Source organism: Nitrincola lacisaponensis (genome assembly GCF_000691225.1).
GTDB classification, from domain to species: Bacteria; Pseudomonadota; Gammaproteobacteria; order Pseudomonadales; family Balneatricaceae; genus Nitrincola; species Nitrincola lacisaponensis.
Map to the genome: position 1 here is coordinate 1 of NZ_JMSZ01000022.1, position 1,125 is coordinate 1,125.

Annotated in this window: 1 protein-coding gene; it reads left to right on the plus strand. The window is 54.0% G+C overall.

Features of this window, described 5'->3' with window-relative positions:
- On the plus strand, window positions 1-876 hold an 876-nt coding region (locus tag ADINL_RS08445), incomplete at its 5' end, for a GIY-YIG nuclease family protein (protein ID WP_036546465.1).
- Window positions 877-1,125 lie beyond the last annotated feature (249 nt).

Consider the following 1,125-nt stretch of genomic DNA (forward strand, 5'->3'; position numbering starts at 1 on the left):
TATGTCTACCTGCTACAGAACAAAGCTAGGGATGCCTTCAAGATAGGCGTCAGTCTTGAGCCTGCTCGAAGAGGCGCACAGCTTCCCCAGGAACTAGATTGGGATCGAAGTCTGCAAGTGCCTATGCAGGGCGGCCATGCTTATAAGGTTGAATCAGCTCTGCACTACTTGTTTGCTGACTATTCACGGGAAATGCCGACTGGCGATGGTTATACAGAGTGGTTCGATATTGCTGCATGGAGCGACGTGCTTGCCTTCCTGGTCGAACAACGTGAGCGTCTGCGGATTGGGGAAGTGGAGCCTGTCACCTTTCCTTTAACAAGGGTTCGGCCCGCGCTGGCTGAGGTCGAGGCACGAAGGCAAGCCAAAGCCGATGAGCAAGCAGCGAAGCGGCACGCATGGGAGCAACGCCAAGCAGAACGTCATGCCAAAAATGCAGAGTGGAACAGCTCCCAGGTTGAACGGCTTGAAAACTTCCTTCTGAGGCTGGATGACATTGGTCGGCTGTACGGCATTCTTGTTTATGACGACTTGGATAGCGGCCAGCGGATGGCGGTTATGTATGTATCGCTTCCGGTGAATGTGGCAGGGTGCCTAGACCATGACTTTCCTTTGTTTGCAGAACGTGACCTCGGCCGCAGTATTTCCGCATTCCCCAGTTATCGCGCTCGCCACAACGACAGGCGTTTTCTTGCGGAGGTCAGAGTTCATACAGATTGCATCATGCTCCAGCCTCAAGACGACTTAGCCGAGAGCATTCCTGGTGCAGCCAGGGTTCAGGAGCTTTTGTTGCCGTTTGTCGCTCGCAGGGGCGACCGGCGCGGGCCTCAACTGATGCGCTTGCATCGGTGGATGAATGCAAGCCTCAACGTTTAAGGTTGAACGCCAAGAGAAGCCGGGTTGATCCTGCCTTCCAAGAGAAAAGACCGCCAGATTGCGTTTGTGCAAGGCGAACGCAGGTCGAGCAAGGGGTAAGACTACCCCGACACCTAAAGCCCTGTGACGGCCGTTTCAGGGGCTAATCCAAGCCATAGGGCATCATCCTGCAACTGGAAGCTATCGACCGATGGTAATTCCAGGAATCCCGCTGTAAATCTGTCTGTAGACTTGTATGTTGTAGTATGT